This is a genomic window from Burkholderia sp. JKS000303, from assembly GCF_002563755.1.
GTDB lineage: Bacteria > Pseudomonadota > Gammaproteobacteria > Burkholderiales > Burkholderiaceae > Burkholderia > Burkholderia anthina_B.
The window spans coordinates 61,689-82,455 of the sequence record NZ_PDBZ01000001.1 but is presented as its reverse complement, the minus strand read 5'-3'; the positions used below and the strand labels follow the sequence as shown (position 1 = coordinate 82,455).

Here is a 20,767-nt window from a genome sequence, read left to right as displayed (position 1 = left end):
CCGCCACTCAATTCGTGTCGAGCCGCTTTATCGTCGCGGCGCGAACCGCCAACATTGCCAGCATGGCCGGTGCGTCGCGAAGGCGGCAACCGGTGACCATCCATCGAAGGTCTTCCGACTGAGGAAAGAAATCATGAGCAAGCTGGCAAACAAGGTAGCGATCGTCACGGGCGCATCGAAAGGGATCGGCGCCGCGATCGCAAAGGCGCTGGCCGCCGAAGGCGCGTCGGTCGTCGTCAACTACGCGAGCAGCAAGGCCGGTGCGGACGCGGTCGTGAGCGCGATCGTCGAGGCGGGCGGCCGGGCCGTTGCGGTCGGCGGCGACGTGTCGAAGGCCGCGGACGCCCAGCGCATCGTCGATACCGCGATCGACACGTACGGCCGTCTCGACGTGCTGGTCAACAATTCCGGCGTGTACGAATTCGCGCCGATCGAAGCGATCACCGAAGAACACTATCGCCGGCAGTTCGACACGAACGTGTTCGGCGTGCTGCTGACGACGCAGGCTGCCGTCAAGCATCTCGGCGAAGGGGCGAGCATCATCAACATCAGCTCGGTGGTGACGAGCGTCACGCCGCCCGCGAGCGCCGTGTACAGCGGCACCAAGGGCGCGGTCGACGCGATCACCGGCGTGCTCGCGCTCGAACTCGGCCCGCGCAAGATTCGCGTGAACTCGATCAATCCGGGGATGATCGTGACCGAAGGCACGCACAGCGCGGGCATCATCGGGTCGGATCTCGACAAGCAGGTGCGCAGCGAGACGCCGCTCGGCCGCCTCGGCGAGCCGGACGACATCGCATCGATCGCCGTGTTCCTCGCCTCGGACGATGCGCGCTGGCTCACCGGCGAGCGCATCGTCGCGAGCGGCGGGCTGCGCTGATCCGGCGAGTCGGCGGGTGCGCTACGTGATCATCTCGAGCGCATTCGTGCCGACGTGCCAACGCAGGCTTTCGACGACGAGCGCGTGATTGCGTGCGTCGTCGAGCCCCGCGATCGTCATCGCGCCGACGATTCCGCCACCGGCGATCCGCAACGGCACGCCGCCGCCATCCAGCGCATAGTCGTCGTCCGACAAGCCCTGCGACTGCAGCGACCAGCCGGCGCGGCGAAATTGCTCACCGACCTCCAGCGAACTGACGCCGAAACGGAACACCGTGTTCTGTCGGCGGCGGATCGCGTCGCTGTCGCTTGCGCGGCTGCCGTCGAGCGCGCAGTAGAAGAGCGGTAATGCTTCGCCGACGATGCCGACCGCGATCGGCAGCCCGCGGCGCGACGCGAGGTTGACCGCGATGTCGCCAAGCCGGCGCGCGACGTCGGCATCGAAGCGCGGCAGCATCGGGGCCGACGGACCGTCGCCGGGAGGCCGGTGCGCGATGTGCGGGAAGGGCGTTGCCATGTCAGCTCCGGGTCGTCGCAACAGCGGCTTGCGCGCGTGTCCTGCGTCGCGCGCCGGCTGTCGATCGTTCAGCGTTTCAGCACAACTCGGCATGCCGATGCTTCAGCGCCCGGGCGCCGCATCGAGCATCCATTCGTGAGCGGGATCGTTCTTGAACGCCCACGCGCGGCTCGGCCCGGCCATCACGTTCAGGTAGTACAGGGTGTAGCCGTGCGGCGCGACCACCGGGTGATAGCCGCGCGGCACCATCACGACGTCGTGGTTCTCGACCGCGCAGGCTTCGTCGAGGCTGCGATCGTCCGTATACACGCGCTGGAACGCGAAGCCTTGCGGCGGATCGATTCGGTGGTAATAGGTTTCCTCGAGCGACGTTTCGTCGGGCGCTGCGTCGCGATCGTGCTTGTGCGGCGGATAGCTGCTCGAATGGCTCGCGGGCGTCACCACTTCGACGACCAGCAGCCGGTCGGCCGCCGGGTTGTCGCCCATCAGGATGTCGCATACGTAGCGCGTGTTGGTGCCTTGTCCGCGCACCGCGCGGCGCATCCGTTCGCCGTCGAGGCGTTGCACGCGCTTGTCGCCGCTCACGTAAGGCGCGGTGCACAGCGCGATTTCCGAATCGCGCGTCGCGACGAGCGTGACGGTCTTGCCGCCCGGCACGTACAGCGCGTCGGGAGACACTTCTTCGAATACGCTGCCGCGCTTGCCGAGCGCATCGTAGGTTGCGCCGTCGACCTCGGCGCGCACCGTGCCGGTGAGCACGACGACGCACAGCTCGCGCGTGCCGGTATCGACCGTTTCGGTGTCGCCGGCCGCGAGGCGCAGCGCGCGAAAGCCGACATGCTTCCAGCCGGCCGATTCCGGCGTGACGTTGCAGATTTCGCGCTCAGGCGACGCTTTGACCAGCAGGGGAGAAATCGTCATGGAGTGGGGCTCCGCAATGGGGTGACAGCGGGGATGACCGGGCTCACGCACTCAACCGGTCGACGATCGTGCGCAGCGACTCGTAACCCTTCTTCGCATATTGATAGCTCGGCGCGACGGCCGGATCCTGCTCGGCCTCGACGACGAGCCAGCCTTCGTAGCCGGCGTCCTTCAGCGTGCGCAGCGTGGCTTCGTAGTCGAGCGCGCCGTCGCCCGGCACCGTGAAGGTGCCGTTGATCACGCCGTTCAGGAAGCTCCAGCCGCCGTTGCGCGCCTGCGTGACGACCTGCGGGCGCACGTCCTTGCAATGCACGTGCACGACGCGCGACACGTGCTTCTTCAGCAGCGCGACGGGATCGGCCGCGCCGCCGAAATACGCGTGGCCCGTGTCGAACAGCAGGAACACCTTCGCGGGATCGGTCAGCGCCATCAGCCGGTCGACGTCGTCCGGCGACTCGACGTACGCGCCCATGTGGTGATGGTAGGCGAGCTTGATGCCGTACGTATCGAGCAGATGCGCGCCGAAGGCGTTCAGGCGTGCCGCGTAGCGCCGCCACGCGTCGTCGTCGACGAAGCGCGGCCGCTTCGCGACCGGCGTATCGATGCTGCCCTGGATCGTGCCCGCGCATTCGCCGTACACGACCACCTTCACGTCGTTGTACTGCAGCTTCGTCATGTGCGCGCGGCAGCGTTCGATCTCGGCGGCGAGCGCATCGTCGTCGCTCATTCCCGGCTCGACTTCCGCAAGGAATCCGGAATACCAGCCCGACACGCACACGAGCCCGAATTCCGCGAGTTTCGCCTTCAGCTCGGGGCCCGTCTTCGGAAACTTGTTGCCGAGCTCGAAGCCCGCATAGCCGATTTCGGCGCCTTCCTTCAGCGCCGTCTCGAGCGACGTTTCACCGCCGAGCGACGGCAGGTCGTCGTTCATCCACGACAGGGGATTGATACCGATGCGAACGTTCCAGCTCATGACGTGCGTCCTTGGGTCGAATGGTGTTGTAGCGATGCGGGCAGGGCGGCGCGATACGGGTCAGCGCCGCTGCCGGGTCTTCTCGTCGAGATACGTCTGGTGCGCGCGCTCGACGCCGGCGCGCGCGGACACCTGCGGCACCGCGACTTCCCACCACGCGCCGCCGTCTTCGGTCGTGCGTTCGTGGGTCGTGTCGATCACGAGCACCTGGCTCGTCTTCGCCGCGCGTGCGCGCTTCATCTCGCTGCGCAGTTCGGCGACGTCGCGCACGTGCACGGCTTCGGCGCCCATCGCGCGCGCATGCATCGCGAAGTCGATCGTCGAGCGTTCGCCGCCTTCGGGCACACAGTCGTCGAGCATGTTGTTGAAGCTCGTGCCGCCGCAGTTCAGCTGCAGCCGCTCGATGCAACCGTAGCCGCGGTTGTCGAGGATCACGACGATGATCTTGCGGCCGAGCATCACGGAGGTCGCGAGTTCGGCGTTGAGCATCATGTACGAGCCGTCGCCGACGATCACGATCACCTCGCGCTCGGGCCGCGCGAGCTTCGCGCCGAGGCCGCCCGCGACTTCGTAGCCCATGCACGAATACGCGTAGTCCATGTGATAGTTGCCCGGCACGCCGCTGCGCCAAAGCTTGTGCAGTTCGGCCGGCAGCGTGCCGGCCGCGCACACGACGAGATCGTCGCGCGCGCTGTCGCGCCCGGCGTCGGCAGCCGAGTCGCGCACCGCGCCGATCACTTCCGCGTCGTACGGCAGCGTGTCTTTCGGGAGGCGCGTCGTCAGGTCGGTCACGCGCGCGTTCCACGCGTCGGCCTGCTCGCGGTTCGCGGCCGTCCAAGCCGGCTCCGCCTGCCAGCCGGCGAGGGCGGCCGACAACTGGCCGAGGCCCGTGCGCGCATCGGCGACCAATTGCCGGCCGCGTTTCTTGCCCGCATCGAACGGCTGCACGTTCAGGCTCAGCAGCGTCGCGTGGCCGAACAGCGCATGCGAGCCGGTCGTGAAGTCCTGCAGCCGCGTGCCGACCGCGAACACCACGTCGGCCTGCGCGGCCGCGCGGTTCGCGGCGGGCGAGCCCGTCACGCCGATCGCGCCGAGGTTCAGCGGGTGGTCCCACGCGAGGCTGCCCTTGCCGGCCTGCGATTCGGCGACCGGCACGCCGTGCGTGTCGGCGAATGCGCGCAGGGCGTCCCACGCCTGGCTGTACAGCACGCCGCCGCCGGCGACGATCAGCGGCTGTTTCGCGGCCTTCAGCACGTCGATGGCATCGGCGAGTTCGAGCGCGTCGGCCGGCGGCCGGCGCATCCGGATCACCGGCGGCGCGAAGAAGTCCGCGGGCCAGTCGTACGCGAAGGTCTGCACGTCCTGCGGCAGCGCGAGGCAGACGGGGCCGCACTGCGCGGGGTCGGTCAGCACCTGGATCGCGCGCGGCAGCGCGACGAGCAACTGCTCGGGCGACGTGATCCGGTCGAAGTAGCGCGTGACGGGCCGGAAGCAGTCGTTCGCGCTGACGTCGCCGTGTTCGAAATCCTCGACCTGCTGCAGCACCGGGTCGGGCAGCCGCGACACGAACACGTCGCCGGGCAGCAGCAGCAGCGGCAGCCGGCCGACGTGCGCGAGCGCGGCGGAGGTCAGCATGTTGGTCGCGCCGGGGCCGATGCTCGACGTCGCGGCCATCATCCGCTGGCGGAAGTTGGCCTTCGCGAACGCGACGGCCGCGTTCGCCATCCCTTGCTCGTTGTGCGCGCGAAACGTCGGCAGTCGATCCTTCTCGGCCTGCAGCGCTTCGCCGAGCCCGGCCACGTTGCCGTGGCCGAAGATCGCGAACACGCCGCCGCAGTACGGCAGGATCTCGGTGCGGCCGTCCGGCTGGACGACTTCGGCGCGCAGGGCGGCCAGGTAGCGCACGAGCGCCTGGCTGACGGTCAGTCTTACGGTAGTGGTCATCGTCTGTCGATCAGGAGGAGTCGGTGGGTCATCACGGGCACCGGCATCAGGCTGCGGCGGCGGCGCGCGCGGCGGCCCGGCGGCCGAGCCACGCGTCGACCAGTTGCGCGAAATTGCCGGCGACTTCGTCGATCAGCGCCTGGTCGTCGATCCGGCCGGCGAGCCACTGCAGCGACGCATCGGCCCACAGCGTGCGCCCGACCATGAAGCCCTTGACGATCGGGTTGGTCGCCGAGCGGAAGCTGTCGACCAGGTATTGCAGCGGCTGGTTCAGCCCGAGGATCACCGCGCCGCGGCAGTGCGGGTCGCGCTCGGCCACCAGCGCGGCGAGCCGCGCCCAGCCGTCGGCGCTCATCGGCGCGAGCTTCCACCATTCGGGCTTCACGCCGAGGTTGTAGAAGCGCGCGACCGTGCGCAGCACCGCGTCGTCTTCGGTGCCGGCCGGCGTGACCGCGAGCGGCGGAATGATTTCCAGCAGCAGCTCGTTGCCGCTCGCGCGCGTCGCCTCCCACAGCTCCAGCACGCGCTGCTCCTGCGCGACGCGCAGGTCGACGTCGTCGTCGGGGTGGTAGTGGACGAGGCACTTCACGACCTGTTCGGTCGGCCAGTGCGTGAGCGCCGAGCCGACCGAGCGCGTGTCGTCGAAACACAGCGGCCGGGAGCCGGGCAACTCGACCGGACGGCCGACCCACCAGCCGCGCCCGGTCGCCGACGCGAGCGCGTCGCTGCCGTAGGCGCCGCCGTCGATCAGCACGCCGACGTGGCCTTCGATATGGCGATCGCGCTCGACCTGTTCGGCCGCGCGCACGAGCAGGCGCTTGAGCGTCTTGATCCGCGCTTCGTCCGTGCCTGCCTGCACCGCGAGCGCGTAGAACTGGCTGCGATGGTCGAACGCCATCACGCACAGGTCGTCCCATTCGCGGCGCGGCACCGTCACGCGATGCAGGTGCGCGAGCGTGCGATCGGCGTCCACCTGCGGATTGCGGCTGCCGCCGAACCAGTGTGCGAGCTCGTCCGGCGTCGGCATCGCGGCCGAGCATGCGTGACGCGACACGACGATCGCGCCGCAGGCATTCGCGATGCGCGTCGATTCGGCCCAGTTGCGCCCGCGCAGCAGCCCGGACAGCAGGCCCGACAGGAACGCATCGCCCGCGCCGAGCACGTTCAGCACGTCGACGCGTTCGCCGTGGAAGGTCGGCGCATCGTCGATGCGCGCCGGGATGTCGCCCTCGATCACGCAGCAGCCGAGCGCGCCGCGCTTGACCACCAGTGCGGCGCTGCTCGCGCGGCGCACCGCCTGCAGCGACGCGATCAGGTCGTGCGGCACGCCGCCCGCGATCAGGAATTCCTCTTCGGTGCCGACCAGCAGGTCGAATTCGCCGAGCACCTGCTGCAACTGCCGCGTGACCTGCGCATCCGGCACATAGCGGTTCTCGCCGGCGCCGCGCGCGGTCAGCCCCCACAGCACGGGCCGGTAGTCGATGTCGAGGATCCGCACGACGCCGTGGCGGCGCGCATACGCCAGCGCCGTCAGCGACGCTTCGCGCGTGGCCGGCGTCGACAGGTGGGTGCCGGTGATCGCGAGCGCGCGGCAGCTGGCGATGAAGTCCTCGCGAATCTCGTCGGCGCGCACGGCCATGTCCGCGCAGTTCTCGCGCACGAACAGCAGCGGGAACGTATCGCGATCCTTCAGCCCGAGCAGCACCAGCGCGGTCAGGCGCTCGGGGTCGGTCTGCAACTGGCTCGTGTCGCAACCTTCGCGCTCGAGCGTCTCGCGCACGAAGCGGCCCATCTGCTCGTCGCCGACGCGCGAAATCATCGCGGTCTTCAACCCGAGCCGGGCGACGCCGAACGCGACGTTGCCCGACGAGCCGCCGAGATACATCTGGAAGCTGCGCGCATCCTCCAGGCGGCTGCCGTACTGCTGCGCGTAAAGATCCACGGCGACGCGGCCGAGGCAGGCGAGATCGATGGGGCGGTCAGGCGGAAAGTTCAACGGGCTCATATCACGTATCACGCTCGCGGCCGGCACGTCGACCCTGCCGGCAGATTTGGGGACCGATCCAGCGACGATGGTGCGTCACCTGCGCGGCGTGACGCGGGAGCGCCTGCCGCAAGGAGTCGGGCTACGGAACGGAGTCTAGACTTTTTGGAAATCCAGTTCCCTAGGTGAAATCACGTAGAAATAAATTTCCAAATTTTCGAGGAAGTGATCTACAGTTTCATCCGGATGCTTCAGTCCGTATCGGACTCGGCCCGGCGGCGCGCAACGTGCCGCTTTCCGCCCCCCGGAGATGAGGAGACAGAGTGATCATGAAGACCAAGCTGATGGCCGCCGCGGCCGCGACGATCCTGGCGATGCCGCTCGCGCATGCCGAGAAGATCGGCGTGACGATGGCATCGTTCGACGACACGTTCCTGACGATCCTGCGCAACAGCATCAGCGATGCCGCGAAGAAGGACGGCGCGACCGTGCAGATCGAGGACGGCGGCAACGACGTCGGCAAGCAGTTGAGCCAGGTCCAGAACATGATTGCGCAGAAGGTCGACGCGATCATCGTGAACGCGGTCGACACCGACGCGACGCCGAAGATCACCAGGATGGTGACCGCCGCGAAGATCCCGCTCGTCTACGTGAACCGCAAGCCGGTCGATTTCGACAAGCTGCCGGCCGGCGTCGCGGTGGTCGCGTCCGACGAGAAGCAGTCGGGCACGCTGCAGGCGCGCCAGGTGTGCAAGCTGCTCGGCGGCAAGGGCGACATCCTCGTGCTGATGGGCGAGCTGTCCAACGAATCGGCGCGCGCGCGTACCCAGGACATCCAGGACGTGATCGCGACGAAGGAATGCGCCGGCATCAAGATCGTTGACAAGCGCGAAGGCAAGTGGAGCCGCACGCAGGGCCAGGACATCACGATGAACTGGCTGAGCTCCGGGATGAAGTTCGACGCGATCGTGTCGAACAACGACGAGATGGCGATCGGCGCGATCAATGCGCTGAAGGCCGCGCGCAAGTGGACGCCGAAGACGGTCGTCGCCGGCATCGACGCGACGCCGGACGGGCTCGCGTCGATGAAGAGCGGCGACCTGAAGGTGTCGGTGTACCAGAACGCGGCCGGGCAGGGCGCGCAGGCCGTCGCGGCCGCGCTCAAGCTCGCGAAGAAGCAGCCCGTCGACCGCTACGTGAACGTGCCGTTCGAGCTGGTCACGCCCGAGAACATGAACCAGTACGCGAAGCACTGACCGGCTTTTCGGCTGAACTGCGCGGCCCGGCATGTCCGGGCTCGCGTGTGATTTTCGAGGAGCGTCCATGTTTACAGCCAGGATGGCGCGCGCGATGGCCAGCGACGACGCGCCGGCCGCGTCGTTCGCCGCGCCCGTTTCCGATTGCCTGCTCGAGGTGCGCGGCGTCGGCAAGTCGTTTCCAGGCGTCGTCGCGCTCGACGGCGTGCAGTTCCGCGTGCGCCCCGGCACCGTGCATGCGCTGATGGGCGAGAACGGCGCGGGCAAGTCGACGCTGATGAAGATCATCGCGGGCGTCTATACGCCCGACCAGGGCGAGATCCTGATCAGGGGCACGCCCGTCACGCTGAACGGCCCGCTCGACGCGCTCGACCGCGGCATCGCGATGATCCACCAGGAACTCAACCTGATGCCGTACATGACGGTCGCGGAGAACATCTGGATTCGCCGCGAACCGAAGAACCGCTTCGGCCTGATCGATCACGCCGAACTGCGCCGCCGCACCGCCGCGCTGTTCGAGCGGCTGTCGATCGACATCGACCCGGAGGCCGACGTGCGCACGCTGACGGTCGCCAGCCGCCAGATGGTCGAGATCGCGAAGGCCGTGTCGTTCGACTCGGACGTGCTGATCATGGACGAGCCGACCTCCGCGCTGACCGACAAGGAGGTCACGCACCTGTTCCGGATCATTCGCCAGCTGCGCGAGCAGGGCAAGGGCATCGTCTACATCACGCACAAGATGAACGAGCTGTTCGAGATCGCCGACGAGTTCTCGGTGTTTCGCGACGGCAAGTACATCGGCACGCACGCATCGACCGACGTCACGCGCGACGACATCATCCGGATGATGGTCGGCCGCGAGATCACGCAGATGTTCCCGAAGGAAGACGTGCCGATCGGCGAGGTCGTGCTGGCGGTGAAGAACCTCGGCGTCGACGGCGTGTTCCGCGACGTGAGCTTCGAGCTGCGCGCGGGCGAGATCCTCGGCGTCGCGGGCCTCGTCGGCTCGGGGCGCTCGAACGTCGCCGAGGCGTTGTTCGGCGTCGTGCCGGCCACCTCCGGCGAGATCCTGATCGACGGCAAGCCGGTGCGGATTGCGACGCCCGCGCAGGCGATGAAGCACGGGATGGCGTTCCTGACCGAAGACCGCAAGGACACTGGCTGCTTCCTGAATCTCGACCTGCTCGCGAACATGGAAGCGGCGGTGCTCAGCAACCGCTACGTGAAGTTCAACTTCGTGCAGCAGGCGCAGCTCAGGCGCGACTGCGAGGAAATGAGCCGGATGCTGCGCGTGAAGACGCCGGGGCTGCACGAGGAAATCCAGAACCTGTCGGGCGGCAACCAGCAGAAGGTGCTGATCGGCCGCTGGCTGCTGACGCAGCCGCGCATCCTGATCCTCGACGAACCGACGCGCGGCATCGACGTCGGCGCGAAGGCCGAGATTCACCGGCTCGTCAGCGCGCTCGCCGGCAAGGGTGTCGCAGTCCTGATGATTTCGTCGGAGATGCCGGAGGTGCTCGGCATGAGCGACCGCGTGATGGTGATGCACGAAGGCCGCATGACCGGCATCGTCGAGCGCAAGGATGCCGACCAGGTCCGCATCATGGACCTCGCGTCGCGTTGAGCCGAAACAAGCATGGAGACAAGGCAATGAGCAATCTGAATCCGGTCGCGGACGCGCAGTCCATGGCGATCAAGACGCGGCACGCCAAATGGCCGCCCGAACTGAGCATCTTTCTCGTGCTGGTGGGCATCAGCCTGTTCTTCGAGGTGATCGGCTGGGTCGTGGTCGGCCAGAGTTTCCTGTTCAACGCGGAGCGGCTCGAGATCATCGTGCTGCAGATGGCCGTGATCGGCATCATCGCGGTCGGCGTGAACCTCGTGATCATCACGAGCGGGATCGACCTGTCGTCGGGGTCGGTCGTCGCGGCCGCCGCCGTCGTGTCGGCCAGCCTCGCGCAGGTGTCCGATTTTCCGCGCGCGGTGTTCCCGCACCTGACCGACCTGCCGATCATCTGGCCGGTGCTGGCCGGCGTGTGCGTCGGGTTGCTGGTGGGCCTGCTGAACGGTTCGCTGATCGCGCTGACGGGCATCCCGCCGTTCATCGCGACGCTCGGCACGATGGTCGCCGCGCGCGGCTTCGCGAAGTGGTTCACCAACGGGATGCCGGTGTCGATGCTGACCGACCAGTTCGCGGCGATCGGCGCGGGCGCGAATCCGGTGATCATCTTCCTGGTGGTGGCGGCGATCTTCCACGTCGTGCTGCGCTACACGCGCTTCGGCAAGTACACGTATGCGATCGGCGCGAACCGCCATGCGGCCGTCGTGTCGGGCATCAACGTCACGCGTCACCTGGTGTTCGTCTATGCGATCGCCGGCCTCCTGAGCGGGATCGCCGGCACCGTGACGGCCGCGCGTGCGATCTCCGGCCAGTCGGGCATGGGCGTGATGTACGAGCTCGATGCGATCGCGGCGGTCGTGATCGGCGGCACGTCGCTGTCGGGCGGCCTCGGGCGCGTGACGGGCACCGTGATCGGCGTGCTGATCCTCGGCGTGATGACGTCGGGCTTCACGTTCATCCGGATCGACGCGTACTACCAGGAGATGGTCAAGGGCGCGATCATCGTCGCGGCCGTGATCGCCGACCAGTATCGCAACAAGAAGACGCGTCGCTGAGCGCCGGCTGCCGGTTTCGCGATCGGCGGCGGTGCACGGACGCATGACTGACGAGCGCGGCGCGGGCCGCGCCGCTGATGAACGAACGACGGGAGATATCCGGATGACCTTGCAAATCGGCGTGATCGGCTGCGGCGCGATCGGCCAGGACCATATTCGCAGGCTGACGCGCACGCTGTCCGGCGCGCGCGTGGTGGCGGTCACCGACATCGATGCGCAGCAGGCGCGCGACGCGGTGACGAAATACGGGCTCGACGCGGAAATCCATGGCGACGGCCATGAAGTGGTCGCGGCGGCCGGCGTGCAGGCCGTGCTCGTCACGTCATGGGGGCCGACCCACGAAGCGTTCGTGCTCGATGCGATCGCGCACGGCAAGCCGGTGTTCTGCGAGAAGCCGCTCGCGGTGACGGCCGACGGCTGCATGCGGATCGTCGAGGCCGAGCGCGCGCACGGCAAGCGGCTGGTGCAGGTCGGCTTCATGCGTCCGTACGACGAAGGCTATCGCGCGCTCAAGCGCGTGATCGACAGCGGCGAGATCGGCGCGCCGCTGATGCTGCATTGCGCGCACCGCAATCAGTCGGTCGGCGAGCGCTACACCACCGACATGGCGATTACCGATACGCTGATCCACGAACTCGACGTGCTGCGCTGGCTGCTCGGCGAGGACTATGTGAGTGCGCAGGTCGTCTATCCGAGGAAGACGCGCCACGCGAGCGCGCATCTTGCCGATCCGCAGATCGTGCTGCTCGAAACCGCGAGCGGCGTGCGCATCGACGTCGAGATCTTCGTCAACTGCCAGTACGGCTACGACATTCAGTGCGAGGTGGTCGGCGAGAACGGCATCGCGAAGCTGCCCGATCCGCCGGCCGTCGGCCTCAAGCACGCGGCGCGGCGCTCGGTCGAGATCATGACCGACTGGAAGGAGCGCTTCATCGCATCGTACGACGTCGAGCTGCAGGCGTTCATCGACGGCGTGCGGCAGGGCACGCTCACCGGCCCGTCTGCATGGGACGGCTACGCGGCGGCGGTCGCGGCCGATGCCTGCGTGCGTGCACAGCAGAGCGGGGCAGTCGAGCCGATCACGATGGCCGAACGTCCCGCGTTCTATTGCGGCTGAACCCGTCGCCACGCCCGCGACCGCGCGCCGCCTGCCTGCGGGAATGACCGTCGACTACGTGCATTTCAAGGACATCGACGCGGCCTTGTACGACGCGGTGATGGGCGAGCCCGTCGCGCGTCGTACAAGGCCTGCGCGCGCGGCGCGATGTGTCCGATCGGTGCCGGCGCGCTCGACTACCCGGCGATCCGCCGCGCGCGCGACGATATCGTCTATGCCGGTTGCATCACGATCGAACAGGGGCGCGATCCGCGCAACGCCGGCACGAGCCTGCGCGACGTGGCGGCGAGCCGCGCGTTTCTCGCGTCGGCCGGTTTTTCCCGAGCGACGGACAGTACGGATACCTGAACACATGAAGACGAACCAGGAACACGAACAATCATGATCGACGGACAGATTCTGCTGGGACATTCGATTCCGTGGGGCATGGTCGGCGGCGGGCTCGGCAGCCAGATCGGCTACAGCCACCGGTCGGCCGCGCTGCGCGACGGCAGCTTCCGGCTGGTTGCCGGCGCGTTCGACATCGACGCCGAACGCGGCCGGCAGTTCGGCGTGAAGCTCGGCGTCGACGCCGCGCGTTGCTATGCCGACTACCGGGCGATGTTCGAAGCCGAGGCGAGCCGCGCGGACGGCATTCGCGCGGTGTCGATCGCGACGCCGAACAACACGCACTTCGAGATCTGCCGCGCCGCGCTGAACGCCGGGCTGCACGTGGTCTGCGAGAAGCCGCTGTGCTTCACGACCGGGGAGGCCGAAGCGCTGCAGCGTCTGTCGGTCGAGAAGAACCGGGTCGTCGGCGTCGCGTACGGCTATTCCGGCCACCAGATGATCGAGCAGGCGCGCGAGATGATTGCGCGCGGCGATCTGGGCGAGATCCGCATCGTGCAGATGCAGTTCGCGCACGGTTTTCACAGCGAAGGCGTCGAGGCCGCGAGCGCGGCCGCGCGCTGGCGTGTCGACCCGAAGTTCGCGGGGCCGAGCTACGTGCTCGGCGACATCGGCACGCATCCGCTGTACATCTCGGAAGTGATGGCGCCGGCGCTGAAGATCCGCCGGCTGATGTGCTCGCGGCAGAGCTTCGTGAAGAGCCGCGCGCCGCTCGAGGACAACGCGTTCACGATCATGGAGTACGACACCGGCGCGATCGGCTACGTCTGGTCGAGCGCGGTGAACGCGGGTTCGATGCACGGGCAGAAGGTGCGCGTGATCGGCTCGAAGGCGAGCGTCGAATGGTGGGACGAGCACCCGAACCAGTTGCGCTACGAGATCCAGGGGCAGCCCGCGCAGGTGCTCGATCGCGGGATGGGTTATCTGCATCCGGATGCGTTGCGCGAGGACCGCATCGGCGCCGGGCATCCGGAAGGGCTGTTCGAAGCGTGGTCGAACCTCTATGCACGTTTCGCGCTCGCGATGGATGCGGCCGATCGCGGCGACACCGACGCGCTGAAGCAGATCCGCTTTCCCGACATCCATGCGGGCGTCGAGGGCGTGCGCTGGGTCGAGCACTGCGTGCGCTCGGCCGACGCGGGCGGCGTGTGGGTCGACTATCGTTGAGCAGCGCAGGCCGGCGCGGCGATTGCCGGGCGCCGGCCTCGGTAGACGCCCTAATCTTTACGGCGTCGCAAGGCCGTTGGAAAATCGTTTCCAGCCGTGCAGTGGAGCGTGTGCAGGTGATGATCGAGCGCGTGGGAGCGAGCGTGCGGCACGGCCCGTGCCGCAAACGTGATTAAATTCGCCCTTCATGCATGTTTCCAGGTGAGTCCCGGGCCGCGTCGGTCAGCATCGCGCGCGCAGCGGGGCCGTCAACTTCGCGCTATCCGATGAGTTCATCCGAGAAACCTCCCGCCACCGTCGAGCAATTCCTGCAGCATCTGACGCAGGAGTACGACGGCCTCAGCAATCGCCTGAAGGTGATTGCGCGTCACGTGGAAACGCATCGGGACCAGCTTGGGCTGGAAGGCATCCAGTCGCTTGCGGAGGCGTGCGGCGTCCAGCCGTCGGCCGTCGTGCGGTTCGCGAAGCACTTCGGCTTCTCCGGTTTCTCCGAAATGCAGCGGTTGTTCCGCGAAGGGCTCGCGCAGCAGATCGCGCCCGGCCGCGCGTACAACCTGCGGCTGCGCGACGTGATCGAATCGGGGTCGTCGAGCCTGCAGCCCGAGCAGATCGCCGACGAATTCATCAAGGGCAGCATTGCCGGGATGCAGCAGTTGCGGCAGACGCTCGATTCGCAGGCGCTCGCGCAGGCCGTCGACCTGCTCGCCGACACGCAGGCGATCTGGATTGCCGGCTCGCGCCGCGCCTTTCCGATCGCCGCCTATCTCGACTACGCGCTGCAGCACACCGACAAGCGCATCGGGCTGTTCAGCGCGCTCGGCAGCATGCATCTCGGGCAGATCCGCTCGGTGCGCGAGGGCGACGTGATGATCGTGATCTCGTTCATGCCGTATGCGGACGAGACCGTGCAGGTCGCGCAGCAGGCCGTGCAGCGCGGCGCGCGCCTGATCGCGATCACGGACAGCCGGATGAGCCCGCTCGCGCGGGAGGCCGAGGTGACGCTGATGGTGCAGGAGAGCGCGACGTTCGGATTCCGCGCGCTGACCGCGACGATGGGCCTCGCGCAGAGCCTGTTCGTCGCGCTCGCGTACCGGCTCGAGTTGTCGTACCTGCCGACGGTCGACGGTGCACACGGCACGAAGGCCGGCTGACGTCGGCCTTTCGTTTGCCTTCCGCCCGCGCGGTGTCCCGCCGGTGAGTGCGCCTTCTTCGCGGCCCGGCTCCCGCGGCCCGCGGCCGCACCACGCCGCGGTCCGCGCGGGCAGGCGGGCCCGTGCTGCGGTAAAATCGCCGCTTCCTCCCGCGCCCCGTGTGGCGCGTCATTCGAAGGTCGACAGCCGATGCAGATTCACAAGGAAGTGGACGCGCGCGGGCTCAATTGCCCGTTGCCGATCCTGCGCGCCAAGAAAGCGCTCGCTGATATGGAGAGCGGGCAGATCCTCAAGGTGCTCGCGACCGATCCCGGCTCGCAGCGCGACTTCGCCGCGTTCGCGAAGCAGACGGGCAACGAGATCGTCGAAGTGACGACCCAGGACAAGACCTTCGTGTTCCTGATGCGCCGCCGCTGACGGCCCGCATCACGCGTCCCTTGCGGCACCCGGCCGGCCCGATGCCGGCCGCGCTTCGAAAGCCTTGGCCGCCTCTGACAATTCTTAAACCTCGTTGTGCCACCTGCTGCGTATACTGACCCGGCCGGTCGTCCGTACTCGACGGATGCGCCGGCCACGGTACGTCATATGGGCGGGCTCGGGGGCCATGCCTGACGCTGCCGTCGTACAAACGGGGAGAGGACATGTCCTTCAGACCAGGGACCATTCGAAGTCCGTCCGCAGCGGAATGCATTGCGCCCGCACGCGCGGCGGGGTTGAGCCGGATCGAGCTCGACCCGCAACGGGATCGCCACGCGCGTGCCGCGCTGGAGGCGTATGCCGATTCGGCGGCAGCCGAGATGCCGTGGCTGGCCGAATCGCTCGACGAGCGGCTGCGCGACGCCGCGCAGCACGACGGCTCGGGCTTCACTTATTGCAATGCGACGGTCGAGCGGGTGTTCGATCTCGCGCAGGCTTGGGCGGCGAGCCAGCCCGACTATGCGGCGACGGCGTGGGAGCGCGTGCGCACCCAGCTGGCGCGCATGCTGACGCAGCCGGCACCGCGCCAGCCCGGGTTGCGGCGGCGCGCGGCGGCCGATGATCTGGCCGAGCCGGTGGCCGGCATGGCCGGTGCAGACTAGGCGAGCGATCGCGCGACGGAAGGATTATTCGAAGGAAGTGCCGTAGTGCGCGCAATTTCTTGGCGTATTTCATACTACTATGATGAAATCGCCGGTTCGTCCGTGCCCCGTTTTTGAGATATTTTGCCAGGGGCGCCGTATCGCGCCCGTTGCGCGGCGGCAAACGACGGCTCCCGGCCGATGTCGGAGGTCGCGCGCGCGGCGCGTTGAGCATGCGGGGCTGTTACAGGACGAATCGATTTCGATTTGCGGGGTGCTATGAGAATTGCTGTACTGGATGACGATCCGGCCCAGACGGATTTCGTCAGTCAAACGCTGACGGCCGTCGGCCATACGTGCTATGCGTTCAAGGAAGGCAAGGCCCTGAAGAAGCGTCTGCAACGCGAGACGTTCGATCTGCTGGTGCTCGACTGGAACGTGCCGGACATGTCCGGCGAGGAAGTGCTCAAGTGGGTGCGTGCCAACCAGACCGAGCACAGCCTGCCGATCATCTTCATGACGAGCCGTGACGACGAGGCGGGGATCACGCAGATCCTGAACGCCGGCGCCGACGATTACGTGGTCAAGCCCGTGTCGGGCCCGATCCTGCGCGCGCGCATCGGCTCGCTGCTGCGCCGTGCGTATCCGGTCAACGCCGAGGCGACGGTGCGCGAATTCGACCAGTTCCGCTTCGACGTGAACCTGAAGCAGGCCTACGTCGGCGACAAGGCCGTGAGCCTCACGCAGAAGGAATTCGAACTCGCGCTGCTGTTGTTCCAGCACCTCGACCGGCCGCTGTCGCGCGCGCACATCCTCGACCTCGTATGGAAGCAGGCGACCGACATTCCGTCGCGCACGATGGATACGCACATCTCGATGCTGAGGACGAAGCTCGGCCTGCGCCCGGAGAACGGCTATCGCCTCGCGCCGATCTACGGCTACGGCTACCGGCTCGAACGGGTCGGCCAGGGGGAACCGGAGTGACCACGCGAATCACGCAGCACACGGCCGCGGTGCGCACGGTGGCGCTGCGCGCGGCTTGCGCGGTCGCGTTTGCGTTCGCGGCACAGCACGCCGGCGCGCAGCCGCCTGCTGCCGCGGGCAAGATGGTCGTCTACCGCACGCATGCCGGCGACACGCTGTACGACGTCGCCGCACGCTACCTGCAGGGTCCGGACGACTGGCAACTGCTGCAGCAGATCAACGGCGTGCCCGCGCCGAAGCACCTGCAGCCCGGCGTCGCGCTGAAGCTGCCCGCCGCCCGGCTGCGCAAGGAAAAGCTGACCGCGCGCGTCGTCGCGGTGCAGGGTACGGCCGAACGCGCGTCCGGCGACACCTACGCGCCGCTCGCCGACGATGCGACGCTCGCCGAAGGCGATCGCGTGCGCACGGGCCCGAACGGGTTCCTGACGCTCGAGCTGGCCGACGGCACGCACATGAGCCTGCCGCCCGACAGCCAGCTCGACCTGAAGACGCTGCGTCGCACCGTGCTGACCGGCACGCTCGACCGCGAGTTCGAGCTCACGCGCGGCTCGGTCGACAGCGAAGTCACGCATTTGAAGAAACGCGACGACCGCTTCCAGATCCGCTCGCCGTCGGTCGTGGCCGGCGTGCGCGGCACGCGGTTCCGCGTGAACTACGACGCGTCCGGCAACGAGTCGACGCGCGTCGAAGTGCTCGACGGCACCGTCGGCGTCGCGGGCAAGCGGCAGCCGGACCCGACGCTCGTGCATGCGAACTTCGGCAGCGTCGCGACGTCGTCCGGTGCGGTCGGTGCGCCGGTCCAGCTGCTGCCGGCACCGGCGCTCGCGCATCCCGACAAGGTGCAGGACGAGCCCGACGTGTCGTTCGAGGTCGCACCGCAGGCCGATGCGCACGCGTATCGGCTGCAGCTCGCGCACGACGCGGGGATGCTCGACCTGTTCCGCGAAACGCGCACCGATGCGCCGCGCGCGGTGTTCCGCGACGTGCCGAACGGCACGTATTTCGTGCGGGTCGCCGCGATCGACGCCAATGGCCTCGAAGGCATGCCGCGCACCTACGCGTTCGAGCGGCGCCAGATGGGGCTCGACGCGAGCGCATCGCCCGGCGCCGCCGGCTACGAATTCCGCTGGTCGCCGAACGGTTCGGGCAAGGACGCGCGCTACCGGTTCGTGCTGTCGCGCTCGAAGGACCTGAGCGCGCCCGTCGTCGACCAGGTCGGCCTGCAGGCACGCAAGATCACGGTCGCGCACCTGCCGCCCGGCGACTACTACTGGGCAGTGACGGTAGAGGAGTTCGAGGGCGGCAAGTTCTATCAGAAGACGAGTCCGGTCGGCGCGTTCACGTTGTCGCGCTGATCCGCGGCGCATGAAACCCGACTCCGTTTCTCCGCGGCGGCGCCTCGGCCGCCGCTTTCTGATCGAGTGGATCGCGATCGGCTGCCTCGGGATCGCGGTGATTCTCGGATGCGCGCTCGGCCGGATGTCGTCGAGCGTCGACGGGCTGATCTACGACCGGCTGCTGATGCTGCGCAGCCTGCCGCTGTCGCCCGACGTCGTCGTCGTCGATATCGACAACCAGAGCGTGTCGGCGCTCGGCCGCTGGCCGTGGCCGCGCAGCATTCATGCGCGGCTGCTCGACACGCTGGCGCGCGCGCAGCCTGCGGCCGTCGTCTACGACGTGCTGTTTACCGAGCCGTCGGCCGAGGACCGCACGTTCGCGGACGCGATGTCCCACGTGCCGACCTTCCTGCCCGTGCTGCTGAGCCCCGAACAGGCCGACGGCACGCGCACCGTCGAGCCGCCGGTGCCGGAGCTTTCGGCGCGCGCGATGGGGCTCGGCCACATCAATCTCGAAGTCGATCCCGACGGCATCGTGCGCAGCGTCGCGCTGTTCGAAAGCGATGGCCGCGTGCGCTGGCCGCAGCTGATGGTGCCCGTGTACCGCGCGATCCAGGCCGGCCGGCTGCATCCGGTTGGCGGCGCGCCGGGCCCGAACGCGCACGACCTGTCGCGCGATGCGACGGGCGAAGGCCGTTACCTGATCCCGTTCAGCCGCAATACGCCCGCATATCCGACGCTGTCGTTTGACGACGTGCTCGAAGGGCGCGTGAAGCCCGACGCGCTGCGCGGCAAGATCGTCGTCGTCGGCGTGACGGCGTCCGGGCTCTACGATCGCTTCGCGACGCCGGTGTCCGGCGATTTCGGTCCGCTCGCCGGCGTGTACATCCATGCAAACGTGCTCGACATGCTGACGACCGGCAGCGCGATATCGCCCGCGTCGCCCGCGGGGATCTTTGCCGCGTCGCTGCTGCCGCTCGCCGCGTTGCTGGGCGGTTTCCTGATGTTGTCGCCGTGGCGCGCGCTGCTGTTGACGCTGAGCCTGGCCGGGCTGGCCGTGGTCGCGAGCATGGCGTTGCTGTTCGAGGCGCGCATATGGCTGTCGCCCGCGCCCGCGATCTTCGGGCTGATCGCCGTGTACCCGATCTGGAACTGGCGGCGCCTCGAAATGACGATGTCGTACCTGCGCCGCGAACTGCAGCGGCTCGCCGACGAGCCGCACCTGCTGCCCGAGGCGCCGCGCACGCGCAGCGTCGGCGGCGACGTGCTCGAACGCCAGATGGCGCTGATGGCGCAGGCCGCGCAGCGCGTGCAGGACATGAAGCGCTTCGTGTGGGACAGCCTCGACAGCATGCCCGAGCCGATCTTCGTCACCGATCTGGCCGGCACCGTGCTGATCGCGAACCACGCGGCGAAGCGCTACGGGTCGCGGCTCTCGCTGCCGCTGCCGGAAGGGCGGCCGCTGCGCGCGGCGCTCGGCGAGCTGATCTTCATGAAGACCGTCGACGGCAATCCCGAACACGACGTCGCGATCCGCGAACACTGGCCGGCCGCGCTCGACCCGACGCTCGAGGCCGAACACGACGCGATGGCGCGCGGCATCGAGGTGCGCGATCGCGACGGGCTCGACCATCTGTTACGCTACGCCGCGTGTACGAATGCGCAGGGCCGTGTGACGGGCTGGATCGCCGGCCTCGTCGATGTGACGGAACTGCACGCGGCCGAGCGTCAGCGCGAGGAGGCGCTGCACCTGCTGTCGCACGACATGCGCTCGCCGCAGTCGTCGATTCTCGCGCTGGTCGAGATCGAGCGCGATCGCGTCGAATCGGACACGATGCGCGGGCTGCTTGCACGGATCGAGCGTTATGCGCATCGCGCGCTGTCGCTTGCCGACGAGTTCGTGCAGCTGGCGCGCGCGGAGTCGCAGGTGTACCAGCTCGAAGCGACGGGGCTCGTGGACGTGCTGATCGACGCGAGCGACGAGGTCTGGCCGCAGGCGCAGGCCAAGCGCATCCGCATCGATACCGATGTCGGCACCGACATGTGCTGGATGCGCGCCGATCGCTCGCTGATCACGCGCGCGTTCGTCAACCTGCTGAACAATGCGGTCAAATACAGTCCGTCCGACACGGTGATCACGTGTACGCTGACGGTTGAGCACGCATCGAAGCGGATGTTCTGTACGATTCGCGATCAGGGGTACGGCATTGCGCCGGAAGATCAGCGGCATCTGTTCGAGCGTTTCAAGCGATTCCATGCCGGCGAGCGGCCCGAGATTTCGGGTTCCGGGCTCGGCATGGCATTCGTGAAGACGGTCGTTACGCGCCACGGCGGCAGCGTGACGGTCGACAGCGAAGTGGGGGTGGGCACCGCGGTGACGGTGTCGCTGCCCGCGATCGACGAGCCGTCCGCCTGA

At 68.0% G+C, this 20,767-nt stretch carries 17 protein-coding genes and 1 pseudogene; 13 read left to right on the top strand and 5 right to left on the bottom strand.

Translation table 11 applies throughout. From position 1 onward, the window contains the following. Positions 1–133: 133 nt before the first annotated feature. Positions 134–880, top strand: a complete 747-nt coding sequence (locus tag BX604_RS00360; RefSeq protein WP_098549067.1) for a glucose 1-dehydrogenase — start codon at positions 134–136, stop codon at positions 878–880. A 21-nt stretch (positions 881–901) separates the two neighbouring features. Here the strand turns inward: BX604_RS00360 and BX604_RS00355 are convergent, their stop codons facing one another. The 5 genes from BX604_RS00355 to BX604_RS00335 all read right to left on the bottom strand — a co-directional run bounded on the left by BX604_RS00355 (position 902) and on the right by BX604_RS00335 (position 7,239). After that, positions 902–1,396, bottom strand: a complete 495-nt coding sequence (locus tag BX604_RS00355) for a heme-degrading domain-containing protein (protein ID WP_098549066.1) — start codon at positions 1,394–1,396, stop codon at positions 902–904. 102 nt (positions 1,397–1,498) lie between these two features. Beyond that, positions 1,499–2,317 (bottom strand): 5-deoxy-glucuronate isomerase, encoded by an 819-nt coding sequence (gene iolB, locus BX604_RS00350; RefSeq protein ID WP_098549065.1) that lies wholly within the window; start codon positions 2,315–2,317, stop codon positions 1,499–1,501. A gap of 43 nt (positions 2,318–2,360) precedes the next feature. After that, the gene (gene iolE / locus BX604_RS00345; RefSeq protein ID WP_098549064.1) at positions 2,361–3,290 is read right to left on the bottom strand and encodes a myo-inosose-2 dehydratase; all 930 of its coding nucleotides are present in this window, start codon (positions 3,288–3,290) and stop codon (positions 2,361–2,363) included. 60 nt (positions 3,291–3,350) lie between these two features. Beyond that, entirely contained in the window at positions 3,351–5,234 is a 1,884-nt protein-coding gene (iolD, locus tag BX604_RS00340) for a 3D-(3,5/4)-trihydroxycyclohexane-1,2-dione acylhydrolase (decyclizing) (protein ID WP_098549063.1), read from the bottom strand. Positions 5,235–5,280: 46 nt separating this feature from the next. Beyond that, a complete protein-coding gene (locus BX604_RS00335; RefSeq protein WP_098549062.1) occupies positions 5,281–7,239 on the bottom strand; it encodes a bifunctional 5-dehydro-2-deoxygluconokinase/5-dehydro-2-deoxyphosphogluconate aldolase in 1,959 nt (652 codons plus the stop codon). Between the two features lie 308 nt (positions 7,240–7,547). Here BX604_RS00335 and BX604_RS00330 point away from each other — a divergent pair, with 308 nt between their 5' ends. The 12 genes and pseudogenes from BX604_RS00330 to BX604_RS00275 all read left to right on the top strand — a co-directional run bounded on the left by BX604_RS00330 (position 7,548) and on the right by BX604_RS00275 (position 20,767). Then, a complete protein-coding gene (locus BX604_RS00330) occupies positions 7,548–8,474 on the top strand; it encodes a sugar ABC transporter substrate-binding protein (RefSeq protein WP_098549061.1) in 927 nt (308 codons plus the stop codon). Positions 8,475–8,541: 67 nt separating this feature from the next. Next, positions 8,542–10,098, top strand: coding sequence for a sugar ABC transporter ATP-binding protein (locus tag BX604_RS00325; RefSeq protein ID WP_098549060.1), 1,557 nt, complete (start codon positions 8,542–8,544; stop codon positions 10,096–10,098). A gap of 26 nt (positions 10,099–10,124) precedes the next feature. Continuing rightward, positions 10,125–11,150 (top strand): ABC transporter permease, encoded by a 1,026-nt coding sequence (locus tag BX604_RS00320; RefSeq protein ID WP_098549059.1) that lies wholly within the window; start codon positions 10,125–10,127, stop codon positions 11,148–11,150. A 103-nt stretch (positions 11,151–11,253) separates the two neighbouring features. Beyond that, a complete protein-coding gene (locus BX604_RS00315; RefSeq protein WP_098549058.1) occupies positions 11,254–12,267 on the top strand; it encodes a Gfo/Idh/MocA family protein in 1,014 nt (337 codons plus the stop codon). A gap of 49 nt (positions 12,268–12,316) precedes the next feature. Next, positions 12,317–12,615 (top strand): annotated as a pseudogene (locus tag BX604_RS00310) (AP endonuclease); the annotation flags it as partial. A 33-nt stretch (positions 12,616–12,648) separates the two neighbouring features. Continuing rightward, positions 12,649–13,821 carry a Gfo/Idh/MocA family protein gene (locus BX604_RS00305; RefSeq protein WP_098549057.1) on the top strand — a complete coding sequence of 391 codons (1,173 nt, stop codon included), beginning with the start codon at positions 12,649–12,651 and terminating at the stop codon, positions 13,819–13,821. A 266-nt stretch (positions 13,822–14,087) separates the two neighbouring features. Continuing rightward, positions 14,088–14,972 (top strand): MurR/RpiR family transcriptional regulator, encoded by an 885-nt coding sequence (locus tag BX604_RS00300; RefSeq protein WP_098549056.1) that lies wholly within the window; start codon positions 14,088–14,090, stop codon positions 14,970–14,972. Positions 14,973–15,161: 189 nt separating this feature from the next. After that, the gene (locus BX604_RS00295) at positions 15,162–15,389 is read left to right on the top strand and encodes a sulfurtransferase TusA family protein (RefSeq protein WP_006753156.1); all 228 of its coding nucleotides are present in this window, start codon (positions 15,162–15,164) and stop codon (positions 15,387–15,389) included. Positions 15,390–15,613: 224 nt separating this feature from the next. Then, entirely contained in the window at positions 15,614–16,051 is a 438-nt protein-coding gene (locus tag BX604_RS00290; protein ID WP_098549055.1) for a peptidase, read from the top strand. 258 nt (positions 16,052–16,309) lie between these two features. Next, positions 16,310–17,014 carry a response regulator transcription factor gene (locus BX604_RS00285; protein WP_006490421.1) on the top strand — a complete coding sequence of 235 codons (705 nt, stop codon included), beginning with the start codon at positions 16,310–16,312 and terminating at the stop codon, positions 17,012–17,014. Next, positions 17,011–18,369, top strand: coding sequence for a FecR family protein (locus tag BX604_RS00280; RefSeq protein ID WP_098549054.1), 1,359 nt, complete (start codon positions 17,011–17,013; stop codon positions 18,367–18,369). Before BX604_RS00285 ends, BX604_RS00280 begins: the two co-directional genes overlap by 4 nt. A 10-nt stretch (positions 18,370–18,379) precedes the next feature. After that, positions 18,380–20,767 (top strand): CHASE2 domain-containing protein, encoded by a 2,388-nt coding sequence (locus BX604_RS00275; protein ID WP_098549053.1) that lies wholly within the window; start codon positions 18,380–18,382, stop codon positions 20,765–20,767.